Consider the following 3,326-nt stretch of genomic DNA (forward strand, 5'->3'; position numbering starts at 1 on the left):
CTTGTATGCAACAGGATCAACTGGCGAAAGAGAATTTGGGTTCTATTATGCAGCCCGAATTTGCAGGAACTGATGTACAAAAAGTAAAACAAGAAATCCAAAAAGATGTAAGCGAAGGACAAGGTGCAATGACATCCCGAGAGGCTGGAGCAATGCGCGATTAAAAGAAACATATCCTTTTAGCGAAAAAAAGGGAATGCCGTAGCAATTCCCTTTTTTACACTCAAGCCCCTAAATCATGAAATGAAGTCACGTTTATATATTTAATGACTAACCACTTTCCCAAGTCCACCTGGCTTGTTGTGAACGGCGAGTTTGTCAATTAGTTTATGGCTTTCAGAATTTAAGCCTATTAAATTTACATTTACTCCATTTTGATGGTACTTGAAGACAACCTTATCAATTGCACCTACAGCAGAGTCATCCCAAAGATGAGCATTTGAAAAGTCGAGATCAATTTCGCTAACGTTCTCTTTATAATCAAAACTGTTAACAAAGTCAGTTACGGAAGCAAAGAACAGTTGACCTGACACCTGATATGTTTTTTTAGACGAGCCCTTTGTTGAAAGACTTGTCACTTTCATTTGTGAAATCTTGGAAGCAAAGAATATTGCGCTTAAGATAATTCCTGCTAAAACCCCTTTGGACAAGTCATGGGTCTCTATTACAATTAGAACCGTCACAATCATAACAATGGTATCAGTAATGGGCACCTTTTTGAATGACTTTAAGCAGGACCAATCAAACGTACCAATCGATACCATGATCATGACACCCACTAGTGCGGCCATCGGTATTTGGATAAGGAATTCTCTTAATGAAACAATCAAGATTAATAAAAAAGCACCTGCAACAAAAGTGGATAATCTCCCCCTGCCGCCTGACCTGACATTTATGCCAGACTGTCCGATCATCGCACAGCCGGCCATACCGCCAAAAAATGCGGAAACAATATTGGCAATCCCTTGTCCAACTGCTTCTTTATTCTTGTCACTCTCTGTATCTGTCAGATCGTCGACAATCGTGGCCGTAAGTAGTGATTCCACTAGTCCAACAATGGCGATTGAAAATGAATAGGGAAAAATAATCTGTAATGTTTCAAAGTTAAACGGAATATCAGGAATCAAAAATACTGGTAGTTGGGATGTTAATTTTCCCATGTCACCGACTGTACGGACATCACTGCCCGAAAATACAGCAATCACAGTAATCACAATGATCGCAACCAATGGTGACGGAACGGCCTTCGTAAAACGTGGTAAAATATATATAATTGCAAGCGAACCTGCAACCATGGCATACATTTGCCATGATTCCCCGACGAAGTGAGGTAATTGTGCCGCAAAAATAAGAATTGCTAGAGCATTAACAAAGCCAGTCATGACGGATCGCGGGACAAATTTCATTAACCGCCCCAGCTTTAAAGTCCCCATGATGATTTGGATGACACCCGTTAGAATCGTTGCAGCCAATAAATATTGCAGCCCGTGATCTTTCACAAGATTCACCATTAATAAGGTGGTGGCACCCGTTGCAGCTGAAATCATCCCTGGTCTTCCGCCGACAAACGCGATGGTTATTGCAATACAAATTGAGGCGTACAACCCAACCATGGGGTCAACACCAGCAATGATTGAAAATGAAATCGCTTCTGGAACCAGCGCAAGAGCGACAACAATACCTGCTAATAGATCGCCTTTGGTATTTCCAAACCATGGTTATTTAATTTTACTAAGATTCAAACTTTGCACCTCTCCCTTTGTTTATCTATATTTATTTCTACTGTACTAACACAACCATTTTCACATACTTGATTAAATGACTTTCAACTCTCATGAAAGTCGGGTCCGTTGTCAACAGAACATAGTATATAGGAATGTGAACAATTTGTGAAATTTGATGTAATCGCTATCATTCATCTCTTCCTACCCAGTTCGCCATTTTCCTTTTGATTTCGTCCCAACTTCAAAAAAGAAGGAAAATAAAAATAGGACCTCTAGGAAGAGAGTCCTATTTTTTTACGATTTTCGATGGATTATTGACTTTATACAAAACAGGAACATCCACTAAGAACTCTTCTTCTACATCTTTTCCTTTTCCTAGTTTCTTAGCAGCCACTTTCCCATCAAATTCAAGGGAGTCACCAATAGCCAGTTCAAACTTTTTAAGTGTCTTGCTATGGCTGCACCAAGCTAGTCCGATTTCAAGAGGATTTTCCTCTGAGACGATCTGTACATTTTCGAGGACCACCACTTCATCATTTTCTTCATTAAATGGATTGTAAACGAGCGCGAACTGTTTGACGCTAGCCGTAAAATGCACCTTATCAACCGGGAGGTCCAGTTTAGGAGCCTTTGTTTTCTTCGGTTTTGGTTCCTTCGCTTTTGCAGGCTTCGATACTGCCTCCTTTTTAACCTGTTCTTCGGTCATTGCAGGTGTATCTTCTGTCATGACCTCTGATAGTATATTTGCTTCAGCTGGAGAACCATCTTTGTCAGGCGTTTCTTTTTCATCAAAAGTTAATAAACTTTCTTTTCCAAAGCTTGATTGCTGCATTTCTTTTAAATAAGCTGGGTGGATACAGGTAAGATTTCCGTCTTGGAACTCAATCACTAGGGTGTTAATGTCCATCGCATTTCCATAAGTTTCGTAACCCTTAATAGTCACCATGCGCTGATAATTTCGATCCTTGTACCAGAACTCTTTTTTCGCTTCGCGCGCTGAGGATAATCCCCATTCCTTCAATTTCTCCTTATAATGGTCGTTGTCACGAAACGTTTCATAATCACCTTTTGGTAGAATATACTTTGTTAATTCAGATTGCTCCAATTGAGGCCGCTGGATGATCATCCTGCCACTTCCTTCCGTTATGTACTTAGCTTCATTATATTTTAAAGTATTACAATAAAAAAGGGAAAAGGGCTGTTCACTCCTTCTCCCCATTATTTTAAAGAAAATAAAAAAAGGCCCTAAAAGAGAGCCTTTTCCGTACATTTATGTGGTTTAGATTAAGCTTTACGTACGTTAGTAGCTTGTGGTCCACGTTGGCCTTGTTCTACTTCAAACGTAACTGATTGACCTTCGTCTAAAGATTTGAAACCTTCGCCTTGGATAGCAGAGAAGTGTACGAATACGTCGTCTCCAGCTTCGCGCTCGATGAATCCAAAACCTTTTTCTGCATTAAACCATTTAACTTTACCTTGTTCCATTTGTTGTATCCTCCTGCTGTGTGCTGTGCACACAATAAAATTACTACCCTTGTTCAAATCTTCCAGACAAAAAGCAGTTACGCCTTTTATTCCTTACCGACAAACAAAAATAATTCT

2 protein-coding genes and 1 pseudogene are annotated in these 3,326 nt (G+C 39.8%); all 3 read right to left on the bottom strand.

Annotated elements, in window-relative coordinates; translation table 11 throughout:
* Positions 1-263 precede the first annotated feature (263 nt).
* A pseudogene (locus tag V7659_RS31215) lies at positions 264-1,715 on the bottom strand (SulP family inorganic anion transporter); the annotation flags it as partial.
* Between the two features lie 295 nt (positions 1,716-2,010).
* A complete protein-coding gene (locus V7659_RS31220) occupies positions 2,011-2,850 on the bottom strand; it encodes a hypothetical protein (protein ID WP_335543869.1) in 840 nt (279 codons plus the stop codon).
* 158 nt (positions 2,851-3,008) lie between these two features.
* On the bottom strand, positions 3,009-3,209 hold the full coding sequence (locus tag V7659_RS31225; protein ID WP_026567057.1) for a cold-shock protein: 201 nt from the start codon (positions 3,207-3,209) through the stop codon (positions 3,009-3,011).
* Positions 3,210-3,326: the final 117 nt, after the last annotated feature.

Origin of the sequence: Neobacillus drentensis (assembly GCF_036966985.1) — a bacterium.
In the GTDB taxonomy this organism is placed as follows: domain Bacteria; phylum Bacillota; class Bacilli; order Bacillales; family Cytobacillaceae; genus Neobacillus; species Neobacillus drentensis_E.